The sequence below is a fragment of the Luteolibacter pohnpeiensis genome, from assembly GCF_016595435.1.
In the GTDB taxonomy this organism is placed as follows: domain Bacteria; phylum Verrucomicrobiota; class Verrucomicrobiia; order Verrucomicrobiales; family Akkermansiaceae; genus Luteolibacter; species Luteolibacter pohnpeiensis.
Map to the genome: position 1 here is coordinate 1 of NZ_JAENIJ010000080.1, position 3,167 is coordinate 3,167.

A 3,167-nucleotide genomic window follows, 5' to 3' on the forward strand; every position below is an offset into this window, starting at 1 on the left:
TTGGCGCGGGTTCAGATTGCATCACGCGGCCGTTTTGGGTTCCATTTGGGAACGAGTGGTATAGCCTTTGTTGTGGCTGAAATCGAGCTTATGAGCCGTCGCAGGCAACGGGCATTCGCCCGTGCCTGGACATTGAACGTTATGTGAAAAATGGAAATTCCTCATGATCACTGAAATCAATCTAGAGAATGTCGCGTGTTATAAGTCTCGAACCCATATCGCCTTGGCAAAGCGAAATACCCTCATTTACGGATTAAACGGGGCCGGCAAGAGCACGATATCAAATTTTCTCTATAATCCAACAGACGATGACTTTTCCTCATGCAGCCTCCTGAAATCGCAAGATCTTGAAACTTTAGTATACAATCAGAAGTTCGTGGAGGACTATTTTTACGAAGATGGAGAACTCCGCGGAGTATTCACGCTATCTAAGGAAAACAAAGAGATCAAAATCGAGATTGGTGAGTTAGAGACTGAATTATCCAAAAAAGGAATTCAAAAGGAAGACTATCTTGCTGAACTTAAAAAGTCGCGAGAACGGTATCACGCAGTCAGAAATAATACGATAGAAGCAGCGTGGAAGATTAAGACAACATACACCGGAGGCGATAGAGTTCTGGAATTCTGCATAAGAGGACTCATGAAGAAAGAAAAGCTCTATGAGCATCTCAAGGGTATTTCACTCTCTGAAGAATTTCAGTCCATATCGATCGAATCACTAAAACAACGTGCATCAGTCCTTTCAGATGAAAGCGCAACTGAACAAAAGGCATTGGATGAAATTTTGATAAAAGGACTAACTATTGATGAAACTGATCTATTGAAAAACGAAATAAGGGCAAAAACCGAAGGGCCCGTTGGTGAATTTATTGAGAAGTTAGGAAACTCCAATTGGGTCAGCGAGGGACTCTCGTTTGTTCAGGAAAGTGGCGACGAGCCCTCGGTTTGTCCGTTCTGCCAGGAAAGGACTCTGTCGAAAGCATTAATTGAATCAATACGCTCAATCTTTGATGGAGACTACAAAGATCTAAAACTCCAACTTAGTGAAGTCCTGAAGGCCCAGGAATCGCAGATCCAGAATCTGGATCTCGATGCTATTGTTGACGAGTGCAAGTATATTTCCCAAGACGACTTGGATCTCTGGAAATCAACATCTCAACACCTAGTCGCTCTGCTAAATGGAAACCTCAAGAGCATCCAAGAAAAAATACTAAACCCTCAGAAATCCATTGCGATAGAAGACGTAAGTAGCACCTCGGAGATATTGAATAAAATTATCAGGAAAATTAACTCAGAAATCAAAGCATTCAATCAATCAATAGCCAATCGCAAGCAGTCTATTGATAAGGTTCAGAGCGATTTCTGGGAGCAAATGAGAAGTGATTACGCCCCAGACATCAAAGCAGATGAAGATGCAGAAACAGCATTTTTGAAAGAGAAGCAGGCTCTCGATTCCAAAATAGAACAAACAGATAATAAAATCTCCGCAATTCAAACAAAACTTGTAAGCCTGAGAAAGAAAACAATTAACATAGATGCTTCAGTCGATGCGATCAACAATAGGCTAAATGACCTAGGAGTCACTGGATTCAAGATTGAGAAGCATGGGGATTCGATGTATCAGCTAGCGAGAGATTCGCACTCAAAAAATGTTTTTAGGTCCTTAAGCGAGGGGGAGAAGACGCTAATAAGTTTTTTATATTTCATTGAAAGATGTAATGGAACTTTAGACCCTACCAAATCTACAACAGCAAAAGCTGTTGTTATTGATGACCCGATCTCAAGCCTTTCTCACATCTATGTCTTCAATATTGGACAATATATCAAAAGAGAGTTTGTCAATAACCCGTCATATTCTCAAATCATCGTGCTTACGCACAGTCTATATTTTTTCTACGAATTGACCTTCACAAAAAAGGAAGACAGGGATCAACAGCAAGAATTAATGAGGCTGGTAAAGTCATCAAATGGGGCTGAAATAAAGCGAATGCGATATGAAGAAATACAGAATGATTATCAGACCTACTGGGCAACTGTCAAAGATACTTCGCAGCAACCAGCTCTAATCGCAAATTGCATGAGAAACATTATTGAGCACTTTTTCGCATTCGTAAGAAAGCGGGATTATAATAACGTGTTCCAACTCCCTGAATTGTCTGAAGATAGATTCAAAAGTTTCAATAGATACATGAACCGAGAGTCCCACTCACTTGGACAGAACATATTCGACATAAAAGAGTTTGATTACAGTCATTTTACGGAGGGTATGAAGCTTGTGTTTGAGAAGACGGGCTATGTGGATCACTATAAAGCCATGATGAAATGAATACAAATACATAACAAGACGGTGCTGGACAACGTCGCTACCGCGCCGTGCCAGACCGCCACGTTCGGCTAAGAAAAGATGCACCTCAATAAAGCAGCGAAAGAAGTCCTGAAGCTCCTAGCGTCATCGCTGCCTGGTTCCGGGATCATTCTGGCTGCGATAGATGATGACATCGACAAGATACTTTCCGCTGCACTTCCGAAACGTCGAGTTGACGAAATGAAAGAAACGGCTTTGGAGATCGCTGAAGCTATTGCAACTAGCACATCACCATTCCTAGACCGAAACCTTGGTGCAGCGAGATCGGCCGCCTACGACTTCTTGCACTCGCTCCAAAAGGCTGAATTGACCTTCGATAAGCTGTTGGAGTGCGAATTCGAACATGAACAGGTCTTGAAATTCCTCTTCGTGTTCAGATCCTCTGATTGGGATATAGCGAGTCCGCAGCGAAGGCAGTTGTGGAGCAGGGCAGCGTCGACCTACGTTCAACGGCTCTTGGATTTCTACCTGTCGAATCCGAGGTTCAATGGCTATATATTGGCAGCCAACCTTCGTCGTTTGAATCGAATCGCCCAGCAAGGCGAACAAGATGCTGCGTTGAAAGATCAACCGTAAATTGAGTTTTTGGGATTCTTTTGAGTGGCTGAGGTCGGGTGTTTTCAGATGGTTTGGAGGCCTCTTTTTTCGGGGTTGTAGGGTTCGCCGGATTTGAGGATGCCGTAAATTTGGTGGAGCAGTTTTCGCAGGATGGCGATGATGATTTGCTTGGGCTTTTTGCCATTTTCCTGGAGCCGATCGGCGAAGGTTTTGAGCAAGGGGTTGTTGTTCCGAGCGGTCATGG

2 protein-coding genes and 1 pseudogene are annotated in these 3,167 nt (G+C 43.1%); 2 read left to right on the plus strand and 1 reads right to left on the minus strand.

The genetic code is table 11. From position 1 onward, the window contains the following. Positions 1-163: 163 nt before the first annotated feature. A complete protein-coding gene (locus tag JIN85_RS19950) occupies positions 164-2,326 on the plus strand; it encodes an AAA family ATPase (protein WP_200274158.1) in 2,163 nt (720 codons plus the stop codon). A 78-nt stretch (positions 2,327-2,404) separates the two neighbouring features. Next, positions 2,405-2,941: a hypothetical protein gene (locus JIN85_RS19955; RefSeq protein ID WP_200274160.1), complete on the plus strand. Its 537-nt coding sequence runs from the start codon at positions 2,405-2,407 to the stop codon at positions 2,939-2,941. 44 nt (positions 2,942-2,985) lie between these two features. On the opposite strand, the pseudogene JIN85_RS19960 reads toward JIN85_RS19955, so the two are convergent. Further along, a pseudogene (locus JIN85_RS19960) lies at positions 2,986-3,167 on the minus strand (hypothetical protein); the annotation flags it as partial.

Bases quoted from the DNA above. Each gene is read 5' to 3' on its own strand.
- JIN85_RS19950 (WP_200274158.1), top strand. From the start codon at position 164: ATGATCACTGAAATCAATCTAGAGAATGTCGCGTGTTATAAGTCTCGA.
- JIN85_RS19955 (WP_200274160.1), top strand. From the start codon at position 2,405: ATGCACCTCAATAAAGCAGCGAAAGAAGTCCTGAAGCTCCTAGCGTCA.